Annotated in this window: 23 protein-coding genes, 5 pseudogenes and 1 other annotated feature; of the genes and pseudogenes, 11 read left to right on the top strand and 17 right to left on the bottom strand. The window is 37.3% G+C overall.

Going from position 1 to position 25,428, the window contains the following annotated elements; translation table 11 throughout:
• The first annotated feature begins 3 nt into the window (after nt 1-3).
• The 10 genes and pseudogenes from FTU83_RS08365 to FTU83_RS08320 form a co-directional block, all read left to right on the top strand.
• On the top strand, nt 4-1,305 hold the full coding sequence (locus FTU83_RS08365) for an NAD(P)/FAD-dependent oxidoreductase (RefSeq protein WP_168369542.1): 1,302 nt from the start codon (nt 4-6) through the stop codon (nt 1,303-1,305).
• Nucleotides 1,295-1,852 carry a DUF3261 domain-containing protein gene (locus FTU83_RS08360; protein ID WP_168369541.1) on the top strand — a complete coding sequence of 186 codons (558 nt, stop codon included), beginning with the start codon at nt 1,295-1,297 and terminating at the stop codon, nt 1,850-1,852. Before FTU83_RS08365 ends, FTU83_RS08360 begins: the two co-directional genes overlap by 11 nt.
• Nucleotides 1,845-3,041: a beta-ketoacyl-[acyl-carrier-protein] synthase family protein gene (locus tag FTU83_RS08355; RefSeq protein WP_168369540.1), complete on the top strand. Its 1,197-nt coding sequence runs from the start codon at nt 1,845-1,847 to the stop codon at nt 3,039-3,041. The genes FTU83_RS08360 and FTU83_RS08355 overlap by 8 nt, the downstream gene beginning before the upstream one ends.
• The gene (locus FTU83_RS08350; RefSeq protein ID WP_180003139.1) at nt 3,038-3,475 is read left to right on the top strand and encodes a 3-hydroxylacyl-ACP dehydratase; all 438 of its coding nucleotides are present in this window, start codon (nt 3,038-3,040) and stop codon (nt 3,473-3,475) included. The genes FTU83_RS08355 and FTU83_RS08350 overlap by 4 nt, the downstream gene beginning before the upstream one ends.
• A complete protein-coding gene (locus tag FTU83_RS08345; RefSeq protein ID WP_180003138.1) occupies nt 3,472-4,197 on the top strand; it encodes a 3-ketoacyl-ACP reductase FabG2 in 726 nt (241 codons plus the stop codon). The genes FTU83_RS08350 and FTU83_RS08345 overlap by 4 nt, the downstream gene beginning before the upstream one ends.
• Complete coding sequence (locus FTU83_RS08340) at nt 4,197-5,429, top strand: beta-ketoacyl-ACP synthase (RefSeq protein ID WP_180003137.1); 1,233 nt, start codon at nt 4,197-4,199, stop codon at nt 5,427-5,429. The genes FTU83_RS08345 and FTU83_RS08340 overlap by 1 nt, the downstream gene beginning before the upstream one ends.
• Nucleotides 5,430-5,486: 57 nt before the next feature.
• Nucleotides 5,487-5,849 carry a hypothetical protein gene (locus FTU83_RS08335; RefSeq protein WP_227515218.1) on the top strand — a complete coding sequence of 121 codons (363 nt, stop codon included), beginning with the start codon at nt 5,487-5,489 and terminating at the stop codon, nt 5,847-5,849.
• A 17-nt stretch (nt 5,850-5,866) separates the two neighbouring features.
• Nucleotides 5,867-6,301, top strand: a complete 435-nt coding sequence (locus FTU83_RS08330; RefSeq protein WP_005090826.1) for a hypothetical protein — start codon at nt 5,867-5,869, stop codon at nt 6,299-6,301.
• 34 nt (nt 6,302-6,335) lie between these two features.
• Nucleotides 6,336-6,461 (top strand): annotated as a pseudogene (locus FTU83_RS08325) (transposase); the annotation flags it as partial.
• 85 nt (nt 6,462-6,546) lie between these two features.
• Nucleotides 6,547-6,954: pseudogene (locus tag FTU83_RS08320) on the top strand (helix-turn-helix domain-containing protein); the annotation flags it as partial.
• Between the two features lie 38 nt (nt 6,955-6,992).
• Here the strand turns inward: FTU83_RS08320 and FTU83_RS08315 are convergent.
• The 16 genes and pseudogenes from FTU83_RS08315 to FTU83_RS08245 all read right to left on the bottom strand — a co-directional run bounded on the left by FTU83_RS08315 (nt 6,993) and on the right by FTU83_RS08245 (nt 23,086).
• Nucleotides 6,993-7,779: pseudogene (locus tag FTU83_RS08315) on the bottom strand (integrase core domain-containing protein).
• Nucleotides 7,391-7,504: a sequence feature (AL1L pseudoknot), on the bottom strand. Its footprint overlaps the pseudogene before it by 114 nt.
• Entirely contained in the window at nt 7,748-8,068 is a 321-nt protein-coding gene (locus tag FTU83_RS08310; RefSeq protein WP_180003135.1) for a hypothetical protein, read from the bottom strand. The pseudogene FTU83_RS08315 and the gene FTU83_RS08310 overlap by 32 nt, the downstream one beginning before the upstream one ends.
• 853 nt (nt 8,069-8,921) lie before the next feature.
• A complete protein-coding gene (locus tag FTU83_RS08305) occupies nt 8,922-9,962 on the bottom strand; it encodes an AAA family ATPase (protein WP_180106060.1) in 1,041 nt (346 codons plus the stop codon).
• Nucleotides 9,949-10,164, bottom strand: a complete 216-nt coding sequence (locus tag FTU83_RS17685; RefSeq protein ID WP_373686447.1) for a helix-turn-helix transcriptional regulator — start codon at nt 10,162-10,164, stop codon at nt 9,949-9,951. The genes FTU83_RS08305 and FTU83_RS17685 overlap by 14 nt, the downstream gene beginning before the upstream one ends.
• 119 nt (nt 10,165-10,283) lie before the next feature.
• Nucleotides 10,284-11,144: a hypothetical protein gene (locus FTU83_RS08295; protein ID WP_180106062.1), complete on the bottom strand. Its 861-nt coding sequence runs from the start codon at nt 11,142-11,144 to the stop codon at nt 10,284-10,286.
• Between the two features lie 135 nt (nt 11,145-11,279).
• Nucleotides 11,280-14,156, bottom strand: coding sequence for a type I restriction endonuclease subunit R (locus FTU83_RS08290; RefSeq protein ID WP_180106063.1), 2,877 nt, complete (start codon nt 14,154-14,156; stop codon nt 11,280-11,282).
• Between the two features lie 32 nt (nt 14,157-14,188).
• Nucleotides 14,189-15,322 (bottom strand): PD-(D/E)XK nuclease family protein, encoded by a 1,134-nt coding sequence (locus FTU83_RS08285; protein ID WP_180106064.1) that lies wholly within the window; start codon nt 15,320-15,322, stop codon nt 14,189-14,191.
• Nucleotides 15,323-15,338: 16 nt separating this feature from the next.
• Nucleotides 15,339-15,707, bottom strand: coding sequence for a DUF4431 domain-containing protein (locus FTU83_RS08280; RefSeq protein ID WP_180034658.1), 369 nt, complete (start codon nt 15,705-15,707; stop codon nt 15,339-15,341).
• Between the two features lie 30 nt (nt 15,708-15,737).
• Entirely contained in the window at nt 15,738-16,589 is an 852-nt protein-coding gene (locus tag FTU83_RS08275) for a hypothetical protein (protein WP_180106065.1), read from the bottom strand.
• Nucleotides 16,590-16,650: 61 nt separating this feature from the next.
• Nucleotides 16,651-17,403, bottom strand: a pseudogene (locus tag FTU83_RS17680) (restriction endonuclease subunit S); the annotation flags it as partial.
• A pseudogene (locus FTU83_RS17675) lies at nt 17,380-17,883 on the bottom strand (restriction endonuclease subunit S); the annotation flags it as partial. The pseudogenes FTU83_RS17680 and FTU83_RS17675, both read right to left, overlap by 24 nt.
• A complete protein-coding gene (locus FTU83_RS08265) occupies nt 17,883-19,451 on the bottom strand; it encodes a type I restriction-modification system subunit M (protein WP_180124313.1) in 1,569 nt (522 codons plus the stop codon). The gene FTU83_RS08265 and the pseudogene FTU83_RS17675, both read right to left, overlap by 1 nt.
• A 909-nt stretch (nt 19,452-20,360) precedes the next feature.
• Nucleotides 20,361-20,918 (bottom strand): hypothetical protein, encoded by a 558-nt coding sequence (locus tag FTU83_RS08260; RefSeq protein ID WP_180034662.1) that lies wholly within the window; start codon nt 20,916-20,918, stop codon nt 20,361-20,363.
• Between the two features lie 54 nt (nt 20,919-20,972).
• Entirely contained in the window at nt 20,973-21,470 is a 498-nt protein-coding gene (locus tag FTU83_RS08255; RefSeq protein ID WP_180081522.1) for a hypothetical protein, read from the bottom strand.
• A gap of 11 nt (nt 21,471-21,481) precedes the next feature.
• Nucleotides 21,482-22,108 carry a hypothetical protein gene (locus tag FTU83_RS08250; RefSeq protein WP_227591811.1) on the bottom strand — a complete coding sequence of 209 codons (627 nt, stop codon included), beginning with the start codon at nt 22,106-22,108 and terminating at the stop codon, nt 21,482-21,484.
• Between the two features lie 255 nt (nt 22,109-22,363).
• Nucleotides 22,364-23,086: a hypothetical protein gene (locus FTU83_RS08245; RefSeq protein WP_180106068.1), complete on the bottom strand. Its 723-nt coding sequence runs from the start codon at nt 23,084-23,086 to the stop codon at nt 22,364-22,366.
• Between the two features lie 127 nt (nt 23,087-23,213).
• Here FTU83_RS08245 and FTU83_RS08240 point away from each other — a divergent pair, with 127 nt between their 5' ends.
• Entirely contained in the window at nt 23,214-23,552 is a 339-nt protein-coding gene (locus FTU83_RS08240) for a helix-turn-helix transcriptional regulator (RefSeq protein WP_180034666.1), read from the top strand.
• Nucleotides 23,553-23,583: 31 nt separating this feature from the next.
• Here the strand turns inward: FTU83_RS08240 and FTU83_RS08235 are convergent, their stop codons facing one another.
• Nucleotides 23,584-24,582: a hypothetical protein gene (locus tag FTU83_RS08235; protein ID WP_180106069.1), complete on the bottom strand. Its 999-nt coding sequence runs from the start codon at nt 24,580-24,582 to the stop codon at nt 23,584-23,586.
• Between the last annotated feature and the right edge of the window lie 846 nt (nt 24,583-25,428).

Raw genomic sequence — 25,428 nt, 5'->3', positions numbered from 1 at the left:
GCAATGAGCACCATGCAACAGACAGATGTTTTAATTATTGGGGCGGGACCATCAGGCAGCTCGGCTGCAGCTTTGTTGCGCCAAAAAGGTTACCAAGTCACGGTCATTGAAAAGCAATATTTTCCGCGTTTTTCCATCGGCGAGTCTTTATTGCCGCAGTGTATGGTGTTTTTAGAAGAAGCGGGTTTATTGGAAACGGTGCGTGCACATGCCGACGAATATGCCTTTCAGTTTAAAAATGGCGCGGCTTTTTTAAGAGGCAGACAGCGTAGTTTTTATGACTTTACCCAAAAATTTAGTGAAGGCCCAGGCACTACATGGCAGGTCCGACGTGCCAACTTTGACCAGCTTTTGGCACAGCAAGCCGAAAAAATGGGCGCGGACATCCGTTTTGGCCATGAAGTCTTGGCCGTCGATGTCACATCCACACAGCCGATTTTGACGGTCAAAGATGAGCAAGGCAACAGCTACCAAATTCAAGGCAAGTTCCTGTTAGATGCCAGTGGTTTTGGCCGTATTTTGCCGAAGTTTCTCGACTTAGAAAGCCCGTCGGACTTTCCTGTGCGCCGTGCAGTCTTTACCCATATTGAAGATGGTTTGTTGGATGACCCTGAGTTTGACCGTGAGAAAATTTTAATTACTGTGCATGAAAAAGATCATCGTGCGTGGTATTGGCTGATTCCCTTTGCTGATGGGCGCTCTTCATTTGGCATCGTGGCGGAGCAAGATTTCTTTGAAAAATATGGTTATGACGGCAGTGCAGATTATGACCTTGAGGCCTTGCAGAAACGTATTTTAGCCGATGATGCCAGTTTGTCACATGTACTGCGTCACGCCAAACATGATACTTCTGTCCGTACTTTGGTGGGCTACTCTGCCGATGTGAAACATTTGGCTTCCAACAACTATGCACTACTGGGCAATGCCGGTGAGTTCCTTGATCCTGTCTTTTCTTCGGGAGTGACTATTGCTTTGAAATCGTCCAGTCTAGCCGTACCATTGGTCGAGCAAGTGCTGCAAGGTCAGGCAGTAGACTGGATGGAGCAATATGAAAAGCCACTACGTAAAGGCATTCAAGTATTTCGTGCCTATGTCGAGTCATGGTATTCGGGGGAGTTTCAGGATGTGGTGTTCTCCACTCATCAGGATGAAAAAATCCGCCGTATGATTGCTTCCTTACTGGCAGGTTATGCGTGGGATGCAAGCAACCCGATTCATCGTAATGCCAAGCAACGCTTGAGCACTTTGGCCGAATATTGCCGAGAAGAACAACCGCAAAAAGAGTCGTTGACTGATGAAACTTAAGCTGCGTTTGAAAACCGTCAGTTGGGTTTTAGCCAGTGCTCTGCTCTGTAGTGCCTGCCAAAGCTGGATTCCCAAGGCGCAGGGACTCGCGACCCCGCAGTGGGCTGCGCAAAATTATCAACGTCAAGATCAAATCGAAGTGCAGTGGAAAACCCAGAGTTTCAGCTTTTTACTGTATCAGCAACAACGGGGGCAGTCGCTTGATATGTTAGCGCTCAGCCTCACAGGGCAACAGTTGTTTAAACTCAGTTTTGATGGTCAAAAGGTCGAAGTTGAACAGCGGATTGATCCAATGAAACGGTTGCCTTTTGATTATGTGGTGCGTGATATTCTGTATGCCACTTATCCAAATTTTGCTGCCTTACATACTGCTCAAAATGCTGTCGTGCAGAAAGACGATACCATTTATATACAGCAGCAACCCGTGTTGAAAATTCAGCAAAATGAAGGAGCAATTGAACTGGATAATCTGCAAGTGCCTTATCAAATGGTGATCAGCACGGTGAGCAATACTTTAGAAGATGATCAAGGTGACCATCATGACTAAAAATCTACAGCATGTTTCAGCCATGGGTATTCAGTTCAGTGTGGCGCTGTCGGCTTTGGGGCAAAATGCCACTGAGCTTCAGCATGCCTTAACAAGCACAGAAAATACTTTGTCACAACGAGAGGATTTGATCGCGGGGCGTTCGGTCTGGGTCGGTGCATCGGATCAAGCCTTGGTTCAAGCAGTGCCTGAAAGCTTGAGCAGTGCAGATTCACGGAATCTACGCTTTGCCCTGACGGCTTTGGCGCACATTGAAACTGAAATTCATGCTTATACAGCACAGTTTGCTAAACAACGTCTTGCTGTGATTATCGGCACGTCAACCTCAGGCATCGCAGATAATGAGCCTGTCTTAAAAGTCCAGTTTCAACAGTCTGTACCGCAGTCTGTACAGCACCAAAAGCAAGAAATGGGCAGTTTAGCGAAAGCCTTACAACAGTATTTGGGCTGGGAAGGGCCTGCCTATACCATTTCTACCGCTTGCTCCTCGGCAGCTAAAGCGCTGGCGGCGGGGCAACGTCTGCTGAATGCAGATCTGGCCGATGCTGTCTTAGTCGGTGGAGTCGATACCTTGTGCAAGCTGACTTTAAATGGTTTTGATAGTTTAGAAAGCTTATCGAGCGGAATTTGTCAGCCCTGTGGTGCCAACCGTGACGGCATCAATATTGGCGAAGCTGCAGGACTATTTTTACTGTCCAAAGCACCTGCAGCTGTGATGTTGCTGTCGAGTGGTGAGTCAATGGATGCATGGCATATTTCAGCACCGCATCCAGAAGGACGAGGGGCTGCGGAGGCGATGCAAAAAGCTTTAGATATGGCACAGCTTGAAGCAGGCGATATTGGGTATTTAAATTTGCATGGGACTTCTACACCGCAAAATGATGTGATGGAGATTAAGGCGGTGCAGACTGTTTTTGCAGATTATCCAGTTGCACTTAGTAGCACCAAACATAAAACGGGACATTGTCTGGGGGCGGCGGGTGCAATCGAAGCCTTTATTTGCCAGCAGGTTTTATTAGATCAATCTTGGTTGCCGCTGCATCATGCAGGTGAATTGGACGATGCTTTGGCTGGGCAAAATTATGTGTTTACACCGCATTTAGCTGCACCGATTCGCTATGCGATGAGTAATTCTTTTGCTTTTGGTGGGAGCAACATCAGTTTAATTTTCGGGACGGTTTTGTCATGATGGACGCAGTACAGTTTATTCCACATGCGAAACCGATGGTTTTCGTGAGTCATTTGATTGAAGCCAATGATACATTTGCGATTGCAGAACTTCATATCACAGCTGATTTGATGTTTTGTGAGCCAAATGGCTTGCCCACATGGAGCAGTATTGAGCTGATGGCGCAGACCATTAGTGCCTATGCAGGCTATAAAGGGCAAACCAAGGGTTGGCCACCGAAAATTGGCTTTTTATTGGGAACGCGTAAAATGCAGTTGCCTTGTGCCTATTTTAGTTTGGGCACAACCGTGCGGATTCGAGTAGAACAAAGTTATCTGCACGAGGGTTTGGGGCAGTTTCATTGTGAAATTGAATATCAAGAACATCGGTTCAGCGCCATGTTGAGCGTATTTGAGCCTGAAAATATGAATGAAATCATCGGAAAATTAGTGTGAACAGAAGAATTTTAGTCACGGGTTCGAGTCGTGGGATAGGTAAAGCGATTGCTTTGGAGTTGGCAAAGGCAGGCTTTGATGTCACGGTCCATGCCCGTTCAAGACAGTCTGAGGCCGAAGCGGTGGCTCAGGAAATTCAAGCGCTTGGACAGGCCAGTCATGTACTGATGTTCGATGTGAATGAGCGTGAAAAAATTGCCGCTATTTTAGAGCAAGATATAGCACAGCATGGTCCTTTTTACGGTGCAGTGCTGAATGCAGGATTAACCCGTGATGGTGCTTTCCCCGCACTGACTGATGAAGACTGGGATGATGTGGTCTCGACCTCTCTGAACGGTTTTTATAATGTGTTGAAACCATTGATGATGCCAATGATCCGCTTTAAAAAGGGTGGACGTATTGTGACATTATCTTCAGTGTCTGGAATTATGGGGAACCGTGGTCAGGTCAATTATAGTGCTGCCAAAGCAGGCTTAATTGGTGCGACCAAAGCATTGGCACTAGAGTTGGCAAAACGCAAAATTACGGTGAACTGTGTGGCTCCGGGCTTGATAGAAACCGAAATGGTCACAGAGGAAGTCAAAGAACATGCCTTGAAAATGATTCCGATGCAACGTATGGGGCAGGTGGAAGAAGTCGCTAAAGCGGTAAAGTTTTTATGTAGTGATGATGCCAGTTATATCACCCGCCAAGTGCTTTCAATTAATGGAGGCCTGATCTAATGAAACGTGTTGTTGTAACAGGCATGTCTGGGATTACTTCTTTGGGTGAAACCGCAGAGCAAATTTTTGAGCAGTTTACACTCGGTAAAAGTGGCATTCGCTATATGCCCGATTGGGAGATCTATCCTGATTTACGTAGTAAATTAGCTGGTCCAGTTGAGTCATTTACTGTACCGAAGCATTTTAACCGTAAAGTTACTCGTGGTATGGGGCGTGTTGCCTTAATGTCCACGGTATGTGCTGAAAAAGCATTGGAAGACGCAGGTTTACTCCATGCTGATATCTTAAGAAGTGGCGATGCAGGCGTGGCTTTTGGTTCTTCTGCGGGCAGTGTGGATGCTGTGCGTGAGTTTGGTACCATGTTGCTTGAGCATGATATGAGTCAACTCAATGCCACGACCTACATTCGTATGATGTCACATACCAGCGCGGTCAATATGACGGTGTATTTTGGGCTAAAAGGTTTAACGCTGCCGACCTCAAGTGCGTGTACTTCCGGTTCGATGGCCATTGGACAAGCTTATGAAGCGATTAAATACGGCAAGCAAACTGTGATGATTGCAGGTGGAGCAGAAGAGCTCAGCGCTGCGGGTTCAGCTGTGTTTGATGTACTGTTAGCGACCAGCGTTCAAAATGATCATCCAGAGAAAACTCCGCGTCCCTTTGATGCAAATCGGGATGGTTTGGTTGTTGGTGAAGGTGCAGGCTGTTTGATTTTAGAAGAATATGAACATGCTCAAGCACGTGGAGCGACTATTTATGCTGAGATCATCGGTTATGGTAGCAATACTGATGGTCAGCATGTGACGCGACCTGATTCTGAGATGATGGGACGCTGTATGCAATTGGCACTGAAAGATGCACAGCTTACTGCTGCGGATATTGATTATGTTAATGCACATGGCACTTCGACTGATCAGGGTGATATTGCTGAATCACAAGCAACTGTGCGTATATTGGGTCAAAAGCCAATCAGTTCATTAAAAAGCTATTTTGGTCATACTTTAGGTGCATGTGGTGCAATTGAAGCATGGCTCAGCATTGAAATGATGCAACGTAATCAATTCGTGCCAACTTTAAACTTAGATAACATTGACCCTGCGTGTGCGGAATTAGATTATATTTGTGGTGATATTCGCCCGATGTCAGCAAAAATTATTATGACGAATAATTTTGCCTTTGGTGGCATTAATACATCATTAATTTTCAAAAATAATATAGACCATAACTGAAACAGAGGGTAAAAAATGGGGTTTAAAAAAACACTATCTATCTTATCAGCAGTGAGTATGCTGGGATTAACAGCTTGTAGTACTGTAAAAATTTCTGATTATCCGCAGCGGCAATTAATGACAGCAAAATATGCGACTGCGGCTGATATTGTGAACAATATTCGACTTGGTGTTGGGCAAAATGCGCGCACTGGTTGGGTAGTTGAACAGGCAGATCAGACAAAGGTAGTTGCGGGTTTAACCCGTCGTAGCCATTATTTACAAGTAACCTATCTCATCTCAGGTAATCAAGTCAGTTCACAAATTACAGGTAGCCGTAATCTCGATCAACGTGGTAATAAAATTCATAAAAATGCGATGGCATGGAAGGCACGTTTAGATAATTCGGTATTTACACAACTTTCAAAAACGTTAAATTAAATAAGAGAGCAATTACTATGAATATTAAGCAATTTGGCTTCACAGCTATTCTGGGGCTAGCTGCATTTACATCAGCACATGCAGCTGACCAAATGCATGATTTCAATTTCCAAGAAGCTGTAAGCCGTGCTGTTGCTGATGGGGTTTTGGATGGTTCAGTAAAATTTTATTTGGCGGGAACCAAGTCGGGCGGTAAGGTGATTGAAAAAGGCTTAGTGACCAATAAAAAGACCAATGGTTTTGCCAAATCTGCGGAAAGTTCATGTGATCATGTACTTCGTTCGGCATTGATTCAATTTCAAAATACAGCCAAAGCCAAAGGCGCCAATGCGGTGACCAATCTGGTGAGTTTCTATAAGTCCAATGAAACACGTAGCACCACGACTTACCAATGTGCGAAAGGTACGGCATTAGCAGGGGTGGCATTAAAAGGTGACTTAGTAAAGTTCTAATATGGTCTGATAGCATGGTCTTTCTAGAAACAAGAGAAAGACCTTATCTGACTGGATTGGTCGCTGCGGTGTGGAACTGGAACCTTTGGCCAATGCTTTAAAAGAGGTGGTGCTGCAACAGCAGGTGCTGCATGCCGATCAAGCGCCGGTCACCATTGTTAGCGGCAGTGTAAAAATGACCCCCTAATGGCATTTAAAAACTGCCCCCCCTTGGTTAATATAGCGGTCATTTTGGACTGCTCAACATGTTAACTTTGGAGCAAGCAGTGACAATCCAAATACTTCATCAGCAAGGTAAATCTATTAAAGCTATTACTCGTGAACTGGGGGTGTCCAGAAATACCGTACGTAAATATTTACGGCAAAACACCACACCTCAGTATCAGCGTATACAGCCTAGAATAAGTATCCTTGACCCATATAAAGCCTATTTACTCCAACGTGTAAACGCAGCTCATCCTGAATGGATTCCTGCTGTTGTGCTCTACCAGGAAATTTTAGGGTTGGGATATCCAGGAAAGATCAGGATCTTGAGGGAATATCTTGCAACATTAAAACCAGCTGCTCAACCGGAACCGATCATTCGTTTTCAAACCCAACCTGGCCAACAAATGCAGGTAGATTTCACGACAATTCGACGCAACAACACGACTGAACCGTACTGGGTTTGTCGGAGACTTTTTTATTTAAGTTAGGCCACCTGACCTAACGTGTTAACCTTATCATAGTACATTGCTTCAAACTCAAAAGGCGATACATAACCTAGTGCACTATGTACACGCTCTTTATTGAACCAATCTACCCAATTTAGTGTCGCAAGTTGTACATGTGCTAAACCTTGCCAATCTGCTTTTAGATATTCAATCACCTCTGTTTTGTATAAGCCATTCACCGTTTCAGCCAAAGCATTATCGTATGAATCACCCGTTGTACCGACTGATGCTCGTAAATTTGCTGCTTCAAAACGATTGGTATAGCGAATAGAAAGATATTGAACACTTCTATCGGAATGATGAATCACATTCTTTGGCATGCCTCGATCGTGCAATGCTTCTCATCACAGAGATCTAGAGTCCGATAATAGGTTGAAGGGGCGATCGGTAAAATTCTACAAATCGCCTCGACTCCGTACAGCTCTTTATTATGGATAAAATCCACCATTATTTGTGAGGGCGGTCGAGCTCCGCCTGGGCGAAAAAAGCGGCTGCTTTGCGTAGAATTTCATTGGCACGCTTTAATTCTTTAATTTCACGTTCCATTTGCTTCATTTTTTCTTGGTCAGATATCTGTTGTACTTTGGCAGGATTTAGTTGATCCATATGCTTTAAATACCAAACACGCAATGTTTCAGGAGTACAACCGATTTTAGGAGCAATAGCTGTGATTGCTGCCCAAGTAGAAGGATAATCTTTTTCAGATTCAATTAGTAATTGAACCGCTCTTTCTCTAATTTCGGGGGTATAGTTTGGTTTTTTCATCGGAATAGTCTCTCAGAATATTGAGTCTCCGACAAACCCGGTACGGTTCATTTTCAATTCCAAACATATCATGTTCTTCATGACCACTTGGAAGATCAAGAATTTCGATTTCCTTGTTAAAAATTTCTTTGAGGCTTTGCATTAAAAGCTCTGTTTTACCAGACTGCATCATAAAATCTGTACTAAGTATTGTAATTTTCTCAATATCGCTTTTATTTTCTAGAAAATAACGTGCAGATTCTAAATTTGCTTCAGGATGTCCCGTTGTGCTTAGTAAAAGTATGCTCATATCGATTTTTATAATAAAAATAATGCATTGAGTATGGTAAAGGATTGCAGCACAAGTTAGAAGCTTTAATAGAAGAAGGAGTGTGCTGTGATGCTTTATCTCAACATGCTAGCTCATATTGCTTCCTTTTAGTAATTTAATCTCTGTTGCACTTCATTTGAGAATCTAAGAGTTTAAAAAATATCTTGATGAAAAAACCTTATCTTAATGTGACATTAGTCGAGACGCTTAAAAAATGGTGGAGTTCTAAAAGTTATGCTGGCTTCAGTTGTCAATAAAATTATAGAAAATATTCTGATGGAAAACATCTTATTTTCAAGGCTTCACGACATTTGATTGGTAATTAAAATAGCATCAGCATACTTTTTGAAACACTACCAAAAAATTGAGCCATTTTTATTCAGTGGTAGAAAGGCTTTGTTGTACAAAGATTTAAAAATTAAAGTTTTAACTACGCTATCCAAATTTAAGATACAGCTAGGGGGTACCTAAATTTGTTCTCTAATAAAGTTGATTGATTTCGCTTACCATTTGCTTACCAGAATCAAGAAACAAAAAACCCCTCACGATTAATGCACGTAAGGGGTTGTTTTATATGGTGGGCCCACACGTTACCAGACTTTATTCCAAGTAGATGATAATTAAATACTTTATAATTAAAATCACTTATTGGTACAAAGTCGGATACATAGCAAAATATATGTAATCTTTTGTAAATATAGGCATTAAAACGATGAATAACTTGAATAATTTCAATAACTAATTGATAAATATATAGTTTAACTTATTCATATGAAACAAGTGAATAAGTTTAAAATATTAAAAATCAATAACTTAAAGCAATATACTCAACTTATTCAGCAGTTAATTTCCAATACCACTCTTTTTTCTTGATAGTCTCAATTTTACTTTCACTTTGTAAAAGTTTAAGTGCTCTTCTGTATGTACTCTGGCTGATTTTATTTGTATCGATAATTAGCTTCTCAAGTTTTTTAGACTCTATGACATCTTCCTGATTTAAGTAATCTAAAATTAAAGCCTGTGCACGAGACACAGTGGAGTCTTTTGAGGCATTCTTTTCATTTGAGTTACTCAACATAAGTTCTTCATAATTACTATTTTCATCATATCTCGTCCACCGTGTACGAGTTGTTTCAATGTCGCTATCTATTATAACTTTTTCAATCTCATAAAAAATCGCACCTTCTAGAGTTGAAATATTACTTTTAGCTTTCGCTAAAAACTTTTCTCCCTTTTTTTCGGCAACCACCCAAACCATCCTCGCGAGAGCAGTAAAAGCTTGAGAACCAATAATTTTATCAACTGGTGAAGTTTGTAAATTACTTTTCGAAAAGTGAGTTATACCAACGATTGCGCAATTATATTTTTGAGCCAGTTCAACAAATGCTGCAAGTGAATTACGAACTTCATTGGACTTATGCATATCTCCCGATACAACTGAAACAATTGGATCAATAATAATTAATCTTATATTGGGTTTTTCCAACATTGTTTCTTCAAGGAATTTAAAATCTTTGGTCGGATCAAAATATTGGACTTTGTCACCGCTAGCCTGTATCCCTGAAATATAATAAACATTTTTTATATTTGCACCACAAGCAACAAGCCGAGGATTTAATGTAGTTTCAATATCGTCTTCTGTTGAGTAAATGAGCACATTACTCTGTTTGGATATCTTTTCTTCGAAAGGCAACATTCCACCTCTAGAAATTGATGCTGCAATATCTATCATTAATGTTGTTTTACCTATTCCTGCAGGGCCGGCCAGTAAAGTCAATTTGCCTTGAGGTAACCAATCTCTCCACAACCAATCTATTTTTTTGTTATTCACCACAGACATGGGAGTTAAATGAATTTTTTTATTTTCCTTCATTGTTGAACTCCATTTCAGACGGAATGGAATTTAAACTCATAACCCAAGTATGGATTTCATCTGCACGATAGAATATTCGAGCTTGTTTCTTTTCTCCAAACTTAATTGGTTTCGGGAATGAAGAATCTTTTTTTTGTAATTGATATAACGTATTTCTGCTAATTTTAAGAATACGACAAACATCATTAATTTTTATTAGCATTTTATAAGTCCTATTTATGCTTAGAGATGTACATAATTGATCAAAGCAGGACATCTAGCATTAGACTTAAAGGCGGTAAAATTTAAGGCCAAAACAATCTTGACAAAGATAAAAAAGTGCTATAAGGAATTTTTGGTTTTAATATATTCCATATCATAAGTGCCATTTTCTTTTGTTGTATACTGAATCGTATAATTAGTATTTGAAAAATGATTATTTGAATTTTTAATAATATTTTTCAACTGAGCATCTTCCATCCTCACATCAAATAATACCGACAATAATATGATGATTATTTTATTAGGAATTTTAATTTTATTTTTTACTGTATAAATACTCACTAACTCCCTAATAAAGTAGTTAACTCGAATATTTTTTTCATTCAATCTTAAGCTCCTTTTGTTTTTTATTAACAATTCCAAATCTTTATAGTATTTCTCCAATAAAATTTTGAAATTTAATAGCGAGTTAAAATCATCATCAATATTTTCAAAATTAAAATCCTCACTCCCTATTTCTTCTAATATTGGTAATTTGCTTAAAACTTGACTAAGTGATTGAATTGATTTTTCATTATACCACAACTCAAAATCATATAGATTTTTTGTACTTTCTATAAAGACGTTATAACTTTCTTTTATTTTTATTAAGTTTCGATCTCTTAAGCTTTCTTCTTTTTTAATATTATCAATGTGGTACTTATCAGAAAACTCATACACTGTCATTATTTTAATGATGTCTAATACGCTGAGTTTGCACTCTTTAAAATATTTAAAAAACTCTGAATTTTTTAATATATGATGAGATTTCTCCAAATTATCATTATAGCTTATTAGTTTTTGTGCTCCCATCTTTTCAAAATAAATTGAAAGTATATCTGGGTTTTTGGGATATTTTTCAATAAAGTAATCATTAATTTTTAAACTGCTATAGCTCGATTTAAATTGATTAAACATATCCTCAATTACATTATTTTTCATAAAGCATCCACTCTTGTTTAATAATAGTTAAAATTTGGCCATAAATTAATAAGCATAGATATTCAATAAGCATAATTAAAAAACAATATGAATTATCACATGCAGAAATGAATTATTTAAAAAAATGATTCAAAATTAAAATCCAATATAAAATCGCTCAATAAACTGCTTTGTCTTATTGAACAAATCTTTAAACACACTTTCACGCTTAAACAAACCAACTTTAAAATTTGGCAAATCTTTCAATTCTTCTTGTCGAGGTAATCGTTTGGTGAACTCATAGTTGTCTAGAACACTCTTCATTACGTCAGGTTTAAGGTTTTCTTGCTCACAAAGCTGTTGGTAGGCATTTTCTTTTTCTACATCCCAGAACTGAGCAAAGGTATCTTGTACGCTTTGTCCGTTGATCATCTTAGGCATGTTTTCTTCAATGAATTTCTGAATTAGGTCTTGCTTGTCATGTAGAGATACATCACCGCCAATCAAATCATGCACCTGAGCTTCGTATTGTTTACGCTTTTCATCTGTATCCGCATTCACTGCCATTTGTAACAGCGTCAGAATATAGCCGACATTGATACGATCACTATGAAGAAGATCAAGTTGAAAATCCACGTCATCCAATACAGATACTTTTTCTTTCTTCGTGACTTTACGAATATCGCGGCAAAGGTCTGAATATTTCGATGCAAAATTAGCAAAGTCTTGTTTGCTTAAAGACGTCTGATCTTGTTCGTACTCGACAAAACTTTGAAGTTGAGCATTAAAACGCATCACTTCACGAAAAGCTTTTATGAACTCCAATTGCTGATCTTCAGTTACCAAATCATCGACTGACTGATAATCAGGTGTCATTGCCAAGAGCTTACTTACTGCTTCTTCATAATCTTTTTTGATTTCGTCATAGCTTGGAACTAAAACTACTTTCTTGGCTTCTTTGTTAGAAAACAGAGCTAATGCTTCATCGGTTGCACGTTTTAGGTTGCGGAAACAGATGATATTGCCAAATGGTTTTTTATCGTTATAGACACGGTTGGTGCGTGAGAATGCTTGAATCAAGCCATGATATTTTAGGTTTTTATCGACATACAAGGTATTTAACGGCTTAGAGTCAAAGCCCGTGAGGAACATATTGACCACGATTAGAATATCAATCTGTCTGTTTTTTACGCGCTGTGCAATGTCGCGGTAGTACGCATAAAATTGATCACCTGAATTGTAGTTAGTTTTAAACTGTCGGTTGTAATTGGCAATGTATCGATCTAGCTTATCCCGACTGGATGAATTGACCTGACTTGGAATATCTGCGGCTTCTTCGTGAATCAAGCCAGTTAAGTCATCAGTCGGTACAGCCTCATTTGCCGCATAGGAAAAGATGGTGGCAATAGTCAACGGTTTAAATATCCGACCTTGTGCTTCATCTTCAATTTGCTTTTCAGCCTGCACCTTTTCAAAGAGGTCGTAATATTGGGTCAGTGTTTCGACCGAACTGACACAGAACATTGCGGTAAATTCACGATTACGGGTTTTGGTATCGTGAATATTGACAATGTAGCGGGCAATCATTTCTAAGCGTTTCGGGTTGTCATACAGTTCTTTGGTATCGATGCCTTCTACATCTTGCTCATAACTTTCATTGGTCGCCATGCCTTTGGCGGTGTATTTGCCACGATAATCAATCTGGAACTGCAATACGTTACGGTCACGGATGGCATCGACAATCACGTATTTATGCAAACACTCATTAAACAGGTAGTCTGTGGTGAGTTTTAAACCTGCTTTGCTTTGGCTATTCTTTTCAAAAATGGGCGTACCGGTAAAACCAAACATTTGTGCATTGCTGAAGAATTTTTTGATGTTCTGATGAGTCTCTCCAAATTGACTGCGATGACATTCATCAAAAATAAAGACCACTTTTTTATTTTTAAGATAATCAATCGATTCTAAATAACGGTCGGTACTGATAGCTCGATTGAGTTTTTGGATGGTGGTCACAATCAGTTTGTCGTGGCGTTGATCCAGCTGTTTCACCAAGGTCGATGTGTTATCGGTGCTGTCCACGCTGTCGGCTTTAAAAGCATTAAACTCACGTGAGGTTTGTGTGTCGAGGTCGTTACGATCCACCACAAACAAGACCTTTTCAACATCGGGCATTTGCATGATGATCTGACTGGCTTTAAATGAGGTCAGGGTTTTGCCTGAACCGGTAGTGTGCCAGATATAGCCGTTCTGATCGGAGTTTTGCACATGCTCCACAATTTTCTGTACCGCATAAATCTGATAGGGACGCAGCACCATCAGGCTTTTGGTGGTTTCTAGCAGCACCATGTACTGAGTCAGCATTTGGGTCAGATGCTGCTGATTGAAAAAAGCTTCGGCAAAGTCGACAATTTCATTGATGTGTTTGTTGCTGACATCCGCCCATGGAAAGGCAAACTCGATGCCTGTGGTGCCGTTGGAGTAATAACGAGTATTGGCACCATTACTAATCACAAACAGCTGGATAAAGCCAAACAGCCCTTGACCAGCCCAATAGGCTTCACGAATATAGCGTTGCGTTTGATTAAAGGCTTCGGCGATTTCCATACCGCGTTTTTTCAGCTCGATCTGTACCAAAGGCAAACCATTGACCAGTAAAGTCACATCAAAACGGCTGGTTCTGCCATTATAGTCGCGGTGGTCGATGGTGATTTGATTGGTGACCTGATAAATATTTTTGCTTGGATCATCAGACAGGAAAAAAAGATGTTTACTGGTACCATCATCAAATTTGACTGGGAACAGATCACGCAGATTCTTGGCGCGTTCAAACACTGTGCCCGTGTTCAAATGGCTAATGACTTGCTTCCATTCAGCATTTGATAGGGGAGGAAGTGCATTGGCACGTTCAATTTGTGCTTTTAGGTTTGACAGTAAAGCGGCTTCATCTTTAATGGTGACATTGGCATAGCCCAAGCCATTGAGCTGTGTAATAAGTTCATTTTCAAGTTGTGCTTCGCTTTGTACTGTCATTTTTTGCTCTGATACGCATTAGATATAAAGAATTATTTCCACTCAGTTTCGACACGATTTAAAATTTTTTGAGTGAACACAATGAGTTTTGTTACATCATGTAGATCGAATAAGTTAAATTTCCAAGATATTCCCCAGTATTGATTATTTTTTCCTTCGTACCATTCTTTTTCGATAGGGTAAGGGCTTTTCTTAAGCTGTATTTTTACGTTTTTCATAATTTCATCTGTTGGATTTTGAATATACATATTGATACTGCAACCCATTGGTGATGTATTGATATGTAGATTTAAAACCGTATCTGACCAATCCTTCCAATTATTTCCAATGAATCTAAGAGCAGGTGTACCATTCCAAGTATGTCTTCTTACATAAGGCTCATATTCTTCGCCTAAAGCTATCTGTAAGGCATTATTTACATGGTCAATGATTTCTTGATAAACATTTTCTCGTAGATCAACGAGTTCTTGTATTTTTTGCATGTTATCAATAACAAATTTTAAGCTTTCCATATCTGTTTCCAATGATTCATTAAAACTATCTAAATGTAGTAAAAAATCTCGTGCAAAAACTCCCCATTTATTTAAAGGATTATTAATAATTTGCATTCCTAGTGTTTGTTTTAATTGGGTTGTAAAATCTGAATATGACAGCCCAAGCCAACCTTCTATATTTGTGTAGCCATTTGGACTAAAAACTAAAGGAACAAGTTTCTTTTCAATACCTGTTTCTTGTTTTATTTTATTGATATCTTTAAGTTTTTTATTTGCCCAACTTAAATACTCTTTAAATGGGTTATTTTGTGTGTGATAAACTTTAACTTCTACTACGATTAAAGCTGTATCCGTTTCTAACCATAGATCAATAAATTTTCCTTTATCTGTGATTTGTTGAGTGACGATCTCTAATACTTCACCAAATTCAAACTCAGAATATTTTTCATTTTGTTTGATAGCTTCGATAAACCCATCATAAAAACCTGAATTTAGGCTGTGTTTTTCATTTGGATCTAGAAAGAATGCAATCAGTTCTGTAATCGGATTTTCATGATGACTTTTTAAGGCTGTATCAAAAATTGTCATCTCTCTTTCAGGAGTTTTATACTGTTGTGCTTTTAGTAAGATATTTTCATATTTTTGAATAAGTTGTTCTTCAAGCTCTACCATATTTTTAATATCTCTATTATTTATATTTTACTGAATCCACAACACATAAAACTTTTGTGGTGTGATGACCTGTATGACTTCTAAATAACTCACTACATTTAATTTGCACCGATTTTCCTTCTTTTCTAAACAAAGAGGAATAGCGTGGATCATTATCAACTAATTGAATGAGTTTAGTTTTAACCAAACCTTCTTCACCATCAACATTAATCTGCTGATTTAAAGTCACCGCAATCTGATTACCTCCAAATGCCTCTTGATTTGGGTGCAGGCTTTTAATTCGAAGCAATTTGCCTGAAATAGTTGCAGGCTCACCATAATAAAATGTCTGTGCAAAACTTAAACTAGGTACTATAAGTAATAAGAAAATACATAATTTTTTCATAATTAACGCTCTAAATTTAATGATTACCAATCACTTATATTCTTTCTTGATAGGATTAAATTCAATCTGCTTACTATATTTAACCTTACGGATATGCTCATAATCTTCTGTAGGTTTTTCACCAGAATAAGTCACTTTAATAGGAAAATAAGCATCCCCATTATTCACAACTTCAATAAGCCCTTCATAAGCATAATGTAAAGGGGAGTCTTCATCATAGCTGCCGCTATTGTCTGCTCCTGCATCTGCAATACTGTAGCTATTGATAAAATCATTTTCAGGAAGATGCAATGCTTCCCACCATGTTTCTGTTGTTCCAGTGCTGGTATATCCATTTTTGAAAATACTACCTACTAAGTTTTTCCCTAAAGGTTTAATATTTTCAGAAATCTCATTTAAATCAATACCAACTCGCCCCCAACTACCTGAAAATTCAGCATCCTCTTTACTTCGACTGACTAACTGATACTGACCACTATTTAGCTTTTTAAAGCTAAATAAATCAGCTTCACCTGTACAGGCATGACACGTCACAACAATCCCATCGTCACTTACTTTAATTTTTTCGATCATGACCAAATAACGTGTTTGATTAGCATTATTTTTATATTCAAGCACTGGGTGCATGAGAGCGACAGTTGTATTTTCATCTTCACCAGCCTGCCCCAATGCAACATATGGCATTTTACTAATTTCTTCATCATCAATATAGCCACGAGTCATTTGACCACTGTAAAACTGGCGCATAAGTTCTTTAAAGCTCAAAGTATCTAATTGCACCTTTGTCATCTCAGCGACTGAGAATTTTGTATTTGCGACTGCCATTGGTACAGTAAATAATGTACTGCTACAAAGTATTAAATTTATGAATAGCTTTTTCATTTTCCACCCTCTATAAAATACAAAAAAGCCAAACCTCCCTATAAGATTTGGCTTTAAAAAATTAAACAAACATCTGCTGTAACAAGCCTTTTTTCCACTGTTTCGCTTGTTCAATTTGCTGTGCCACCACTTCAATTTTTTGGTCGATGACAGATAAAAAATTAGCGATTTTGGTTTGTTCTTCTAGGCAAGGTAATTTAATGTCTATCTTACTTAAATCACCAAGATAAATACCGGGCTGAGCTGATACAACTTGTCGAACTAATAACTCATTTTGAAAGTCTTTCGCCAAAAACAATTGAAATATGAATTCAGGTAAAGCCTTTTTGAAACGCATAAAAGCCACACTACGTTGAAAAGCATAAGACTCATAATAGTCTTTAAATATTGCCACACGCCCAATCGTACCAACTACCGACAAAAGAATGTCGCCGTCTTGCAATTTATAGTTTTTATAAATTGAATCAAATTCTTTTTGATTGATCTTTCTATCTTTGTCATCAATCACAATTTTGCCATTTTGTAAGTTTTTAGCACTTAATAAAAATAGATTGGAACTTGGATCATCTTGATGAGTGCCATGAGTACCATCTTTTATAAAACTTACAGCATCTTTAATTGAAGTTATTTCCCACTCCCCAAACTCACTCCCATCATCCGCTTTAAAACGAAGTTGCTGACTAAACAGCTTTTGCATCATGCCTTGTTTATACTGGCTCAGCAGCTCATGTTTTTGGGTGAGTTGGCTAATCTTTTCATCCACTGCGGAAAGAAAAGAGGCGATTTTGGTTTGTTCTGGTTTAGATGGAATTGATAATTCAAACTCCTCAACAACTCCAACATTTAAGTTTTGAACGCCACCACCCTGAAAAACTCCACGCTCAGCTTGTACTCTTGCTTTAGGCGAGTTTAAAAACAATTTGAGAAAAATATTATCTAAATCTTTATTAGCTCGAATATGGGTCAAACTAACGTATACACCATATTCTTCATCTTTATCAAAAATGGATGCGACCCCATACGATGCACCAACTCGGCTATACAAAATATCTCCCTTCAGGAGTTTAGTTTTACTAATTTTTTTATAAAACTCAGTGGAAATATTATTCACCTTGGAATAGTCCATAAGACCATCACGAGAAACATTTTGAGCTGATAAAAATGGGTAGCCGCCTTCATCCACATAAGTTGGCGTACTAGCAACTCCACATTTTAAAACATCTGTTAATTGTTTTAATTTATTAGAAGTCCAATCCCCATCAAACTCTTTAAACCTTAATTTTGGCGCAGCCATTACTTCACCTCCGCAAACGGTGAAGCAATGCCTAGCTCTTTGCAAAAATCTGCAATGATGGCATCGGTTTTTTGGCTGTCTACTTCCAAAGCTTGAAGCTGTTTTGCAATCGCATCTAAATCAATCTCGGCTTCCGCTTCAAAGGTATCCACATAACGAGGAATATTCAGGTTGTAATCGTTATCTTTCACTTCTTGTAAAGTTGCGACATGCGCATACTTTTCAATATTTTCACGCTTTTCAAATGCCGCAACAATCTTATCCAAATGCTCAGGCAATAACTTGTTTTGATTCTTCTGCTTTTCAAACTCATTGCTGGCATCAATAAACAAAATATTGCCGCTATGCTCACGGTTTTTTTTCAACACCAAAATACAGGTCGGAATAGACGTACCATAGAAAATATTGGCAGGTAAACCAATAATGGCATCCACCACGTTCATCTGCTCAATCAAATACTGACGAATCACGCCCTCACTCGAACCACGGAACAATACGCCATGCGGTAACACCACCGCCATCGTGCCATTGTCATCCAGTTGATACAGCATGTGCTGCACAAAAGCCATATCGGCTTTGGAACTTGGCGCCAGTTTGCCATACGCGGCAAAGCGTTCATCTTGTAAAAATAACGGATCGGCAGACCATTTTGCAGAAAATGGCGGATTCGCCACCACCGCATCAAACTTTTTATCTAAATGCTGCGGACGGGTTAAAGTATTTTCCTGCTTGATGTCGAACTTGGCAAAATGCACATCATGCAGAATCATGTTCATTCGTGCCAAGTTGTACGTGGTACGGTTCATTTCCTGACCGTAAATCATATCGACATCTTGCACTTCACGCTTTACACGAAGCAATAACGAACCCGAACCACACGTCGGATCATAAACAGAACGTAAACGCTCCTTGCCTTGGGTGACGATTTTGGCAAGTAGGGTAGACACCGTTTGAGGCGTATAAAATTCTCCAGCTTTTTTACCTGCGCCTGAAGCAAACTCACCAATCAGATATTCATACGCATCACCCAATACATCCGACTCAGTATTGGAAATATCAAAATCAATCTTGTCTAAATGACTGAGAATTTTGGCAACCAGTTCATTACGGTCATTCGCCGTGTTACCTAGCTTGGTCGAGTTTAAATCGAGGTCTTCAAACAGATTGGCAAAGTCATCGGCAGAGTCAGAACCTAAAGTGCTTTGTTCAATGGCTTTTAAAGTCGCTGTAATGTCATCAAGGATGAATTCACCCTGACGACCACGTTCCGCGATGGTATGGAACAATTGCTCAGGGGATAGGGCATAGCCCACTTCATTAATCGAGTTCTTTTTAATTTCTTCGATATATGGCACATGCTCATTATTACTTTCATCAAGCTCAAGGAAAGTAATATCTTCGCCATCCAACAGCTCATTGGCAAAATTAACAGACTTTTCAGACAAATATTTAAAGAAAATAAAGCCCAGCATGTAATCACGGAATTCATCTGCACCCATTTTGCCACGGAGGTCATTGGCAATATTCCACAGTTGTTTTTGTAGTTGTTGAAGTTGTGCTTGGGTCATTGTTATATAAGTCCGATGAAAAGAATAAAACATGACTAGTGTACCGATAAATAAAAATTTTTCAGCAAATTTGAAGGGAAGAAGACAGGATTTGTCGTACTAAATACATATCAGTATTATTGATTATATTGGTTTTATTTTAATATAAAAGTGATAAATGGACTCATACATCATAAGTTAAATTAAGCCTTATATCAAAGCTATAGATAATTAAACCAAGAAAAATAAGTAAAACAAATAATAAGATTATTTGTTAAAGTTGGTCATATTCAGCATCAATATATGCATTAATTAATTTCCAATCCTCAGTTTTTGAGATATGACGTTGAAACTGGCAAGCTCCTCCCTAAAAAATAAAAGGATTTTAAAAAGAATAAATTTTAAGGCTCTATACTAGCAGACTAGTTATATTAGTCTGTAATCATCATACTTAAAGGGCTTTGTTGCATAAATACATAAAACACTGATTTTATTATGTTTTAATTTAGGTTGAATTTTAATCAAAACCTTTAAAATCATATAATTATGCAATCTTTATGCAACAAATCCTACTTAAAGTAAGAAAAAGTGGGATCAAAATAACTATAAAACTGACAAGTAAATTTCTAAATAACCAAGATTTAATATCGGTATCATTTCTAAATTGATAAATATTCAAAAATGGGAAAAAAACCACTGGAAAGAAATATATATAAGTCAGTTTGAATGAATCCGTCTTTTCAGTCTTAATCATGAATGGTCAAAGTTCCTGCTAAAGAGGCTAATTTCACTGATTACTAAGTAGAGTTAAAATCACATCATGAAGCTAAGCGAGCTGTGCAAGACCTGCTATGTTAATCTTAATTGTTCATAAAATAACACCAATGTGTATATGGAAATAAGGAAACATACTCAACAATAAGTCTTCATTTAAAATGCAGATCCCTGTTGTTGAACTTTCTGTTGAAGTTGTCGTTTTTGTTCAGCTTTTATTTCAGTGTTCATTTTTGAATAATTTATTTTATCTGTGTAATTCAAATACGTTGTAGTATCAGGCCAACCACGATATGCCGTAATACTCATACCATTTTTAAAATTCCAGGTAAAACTTGCTTCTCCAAGACTAGGATTTCCTGAGCGTTGGCTCGGTTTTCCATATTTTGATGAAACAAAATTTGCAACCTCTATAATTTTTCCTGAGTCCATAAATACGGGAAATTTATATTCTGCATAAGCAAATTTTCCATTGGATGTATATCCAAAATTTAATTCTGTAGTACCTTCTAATACAGCATTGGAATTGTATTTATCTATCCAGTAGTTGTTGTCTTCACGAACTACTTTAACATTGGTATTTTGCAATGCTGAGCGAATTTGATCACGTGTTGCACCTTTTAGCTCTACATTAAATAGTTGTGGGGCTGCCATTACAGATGAAGATGCTACTGTTACACACAATGTTAAAGCCGTATTAATAAAATGATACATAAAAAAATATCCTAGAGCACATTAATTTAAAATAAGATTCTGAATGTAATAGATTTAATTTATTTTACTAGAAATTAATTTCCCATCTTTAACGGTAAGATCAAATTTAGTTAAACGACTAGGACAGCAATGTCCGTCATCCTCAAAATAATCATATTGATGAACGTTAATATTTCCCTTCTTATCTTTTTGAATACTCGCTGTCACAGCAAAATATTTTGAGTCTAAGAAGTTAAATTTTTGATCTTTTTTACCAATAAAAACGGCTACTTCTGAACTCATTGTTGTTGGATGACAAGTCGTTTCTTCACAAAAATTAAGCACTATAATTCTATCTTTAATTCCATCGTTATTAATATCAGCAGTGGTAACTTCCTTAGATTTTAGAGAAAACTTAAAATAGTCTGAATCAATAGCATATTTTTTGCTTTCTAAATTCAAATTTTTTATAGATACTTGTACACGGTTATTAATCTGCTGCTGAAGAGTTGTTGCCTCTGCTCTTACAGTAAAAAATATGAAAAATGCAGTGAATAGTATTGATTTTTTCACACATGTACTCCTTAAAAATTAGCCGCTTCTGACTGGTTTTTTTTCTGTTGACTTTCTTGATTTATTTGAGTTCTTTGCTGTTCAAATTCTTGAGTAACATATTCAATATTTACTTTAAAGCCCCCCATATGTGGAGCACTAACTGTAATCATTTCATTGTTTGGAGTAAGAAATACTGTTTCTTGATCGCCAACAAAAGGTGCTTTTTCACGAATAATTTTGTAATTATTTTTCTGCACATAACTCACAATTTTTTTGTATGTCTCTTTTGACATATGGTTATTTTCACTTAGTGTCATCCCCACATAAACTAAATTTTGATTTTTATCAAAACCAAACTGAGTAAATAGCAGACCATCTATATCAAAACCAGTACCATCATTTTCTAAAACTGGTCCTCCAGCATAGGACTCACCATTTATTTTATAATTATTTAATCGCTTCTTTACTGAATCAAAGGTCGAATCCCTTAACTTAAAGCCTAAAACAGGTGTACCTTTTAAAGTAGGATCATCTTCTGGGGCTATTTTTTCAGCTACTTTCTCAATAGCTCTATTTTCGTTACTCTGACTTTGTGATTGAACATGGGGATTACTATCCTTTGAGCAACTGACTATTAAAAGAGTTGAAGTAAGCATTAATAATGTCGATCTAATTTTAAGCATAATTAAAAATTCTCTTATAAATATTAAAAAGTTAAGGTGTTTAACTCAAAATCCGCAGAAGATTATTAACTCTAGAAGGATTTGTTGCATAATTATATGATTTTAAAGGTTTTGATTAAAATTTAACCTAAATTAAAACATAATAAAATCAGTGTTTTATGTATTTATACAACAAAGCCACTCTAGAAAGAAAAAGCAATGACATAATCTATTTATAAAAAGTTTTTTCTATTTATATACACGAATCAAAGAGTCTTCTAAATAACGATTTGAAAAATTATTTTCAAACCAACGCAAAGCATCTTGAGCAAAATAAATATTAGTGTATATGCGGCTATCGACACCGATAGCTGAAATTGTTTGCCATGAACGCGTCATAATCGCTACAGGACTACCATTTTTATCAAACTCTACAAAGGCAGGGTCGACATCATAGCGATTAGCAGCACCATTAAACTCGCTAATGGATTGTACTAATCCATTGTTCAAATCTTTATTAATGTTCTTTTTATACATACGGACTTGATGTCCTTTTGCTAATGCTTGTTCAATAAACATTTTTGAGGCTAAATCTTTTTCTGAAATATAAATACCATTGTTAATTTTTCGATTAGCTTCGCTAAAGTTTGCTTCATGATTAATATATTTTTCTAAATGAATTGAACCCATTGTACGTTTTTCTAATTTAAATTTATCATTGATCAATGATGGGTTTAGAACAATTACATTATTATTAGAGTTATTTGAAAGGACTAAAAATTTGTTTCGTATTTCTGTATTTGACATTTCATCCCATACGCGTTGAGTACCTTTACTTACCCAGCCATCATAGGCGTTTACTCCTTTCGATATGGCACCTACCGTACTGTCTGCTGCTGTTTGGATATGTTGACAGCCTGTTGTGTTAATTAAGACGAAAGAAATCGCTAAAAATAAAAAATTCTTATTCATTTTACCCTCTGAGTGTTTAATCAATATTATAAAAGTATAGCTATGCTGATCATAATACTAAGCAATCCTTAGTAATTTATCAATTCAAAACTAAGAGAATCTTAGTTTTGAATTGATTATTAAACATATGGAAAGCAAAAAATCCAATGTATTTTCAATGCGTTTAAAGGTTGCTCGCAAAGCGAAGAAGCTTTCTCAAGAACGATTAGGCATACTTGCCGGCATTGATGAAGCTTCGGCTAGTGCTCGAATGAATCAATATGAAACAGGAAAGTATGCACCTGATCTTCTGATGGCTATAAAAATAGCTGAAGTTTTAGAAGTACCCGTAGCTTACTTCTTTATTGAAGATAATTTAATGGCAGAACTTGTTACAAAACTCCATTTTTTAACTGAATTACAGCAGAAGGAAGTATTAGATTTTATTAATCAAACAGCCCTAAATATCAAAAAAACAAATATATAATATTTGAAATATAAGCATATTTGATACTTTTTCATAAATCCTGCATTTCAATGTATTCATTGATTAACTGCCAATTTTCCGTTGTTGAAATCTCTCGTGGAAGTTCAACTTCAAACGATTCATAAAAATATCTACGCATACAATACTCAGTATAAGAATCCGCATAGGTTTCATACCGCGCGATGATTGTTAAGTCCATCACCGGCATTTGCGCCTGATCCCACCGTTGTCTTTTCCGACTGAAAAAGAACAGTTTCCCGAAAGTATATAAACGTCCCGCCTGCTGTCGATTGCCTCTGAATACTGCATAAACTTTGAAATAATGCTGCCATGCAAGAAGATCATTGAGCGCTTTGGTCTGATCTTTCTGTGAAATCACTCGATTGAGAATTTGGGTTAATTCTTTTTTTTGTTTCTCTACTTCAGTTTTCTTAAATCGCCACGTCCATGAGAAATTCTTATTACTTTTACGGTAAAACTTAGTTTGATGTTCAGCATACTTTTTATGGCTTAACCGTACTAATTCAGCCTCATATTTTCCAAAATCCAAGCTTAAATAGGGTTTATTCAATATGAAATTAAACTGTTCATTGTCTTTATAGTAATGACGGATAAAAGTTAATTCTTGCCCGACTGTAATTTTGTCCCAGATAACAGGTTCAAGTTCAGCAATTTTATCTTTTGATGTATATGCTGAACTAGTTGTTGAAGTCACTTTGCCTATGGTTTCTTTGCTGTGACGATGGCTATTAGGAGTTTTGATCAACAAGATAAATAACCACTCATCTTTATAAAGAATGTCTTGAACAATGAGATCAGCAACAGGTAATCCTTGTTTTAATCGATAGGTTCTTTGCCGACTGGTTAAATTTAATGCGTATCGTTCGGTTAATTTATGAATAATTTTTTCAATATCAATTTTACCTAACTCAGTTTGCACTATAAATTTGCAGTAAAAATATGATCCTCTTGTGACCTTATCTTGAATTTTTTGTGCGGTGTATTTTGTGTGGGGGCTGTAATCAATCATTTTATGTCATCCAACTATGCACTTTTCATGTCAATCAACAATCCACTTAAATCCAAATTTCTTCATCCATTTTTGAATTGTTCATCAACAATAATTTTCTCTACATTTCCCATTTTGCTGAGCGTGTCAGCAATCAGCATTGATCAAATTGCGCTAGCACTGTCACCTCACGTTGTAAGGTGACAATAAAGTAGTTCCTAGTGCGCATTACGAAACTTGATCAGCAAATCTTATACTTGTTTAAATATTATATCAATATTATTGATATAATAAATTGACTCTGATAATATGACTGCATATCAATCGAATTGTGGATTGACCATCCATTCCAACTTTCTTTTTTGAAGTTGTTTGAATGGCTGACCACCATTCAAAAACTTTGATACATATTGCCCTGAGTATAAGACTAACCATCTTCATACTGCCGATGTAGCGGACTGCTGGAGAAATCTCGCTCGGTACGCTGCAATGGGGGCTGAAGAGTTGAAATACTCTTCTTCTATCCAATTCACTTTTAAGAGTTCCAAGCAAATAAAAGTGGTTGGGCGACAAGGAAACGGAAGCCTATAAGCGAATTTATTCGTGAAATGGTCATTTGGTTAGAAATAGCCAAATTAGATGTGAAGCTAATTCATTAGCAGATCATTGAAATCCTGTTCAAAGTGATACAGTCAGGAGCAGTACAGGATGTACGATAGTCTCCGTTAATAGCTGAATGTGTATGCTTGATCGAACAAGTTTTTTACTTGGAAAAGTATGCTCATTTCCAATCACGATGGCTGCTGAGAGTGCCGTAAGGTACTAGGGCTTTGAGGCTAACGCTGGAAAAGCTGGCACCATTCTGCG

The organism is Acinetobacter sp. YH12152 (assembly GCF_013418285.1).
Lineage (GTDB): Bacteria > Pseudomonadota > Gammaproteobacteria > Pseudomonadales > Moraxellaceae > Acinetobacter > Acinetobacter amyesii.
Note: the sequence above shows the minus strand (reverse complement) of the source record. Positions and strands in the feature narration are given on the sequence as shown.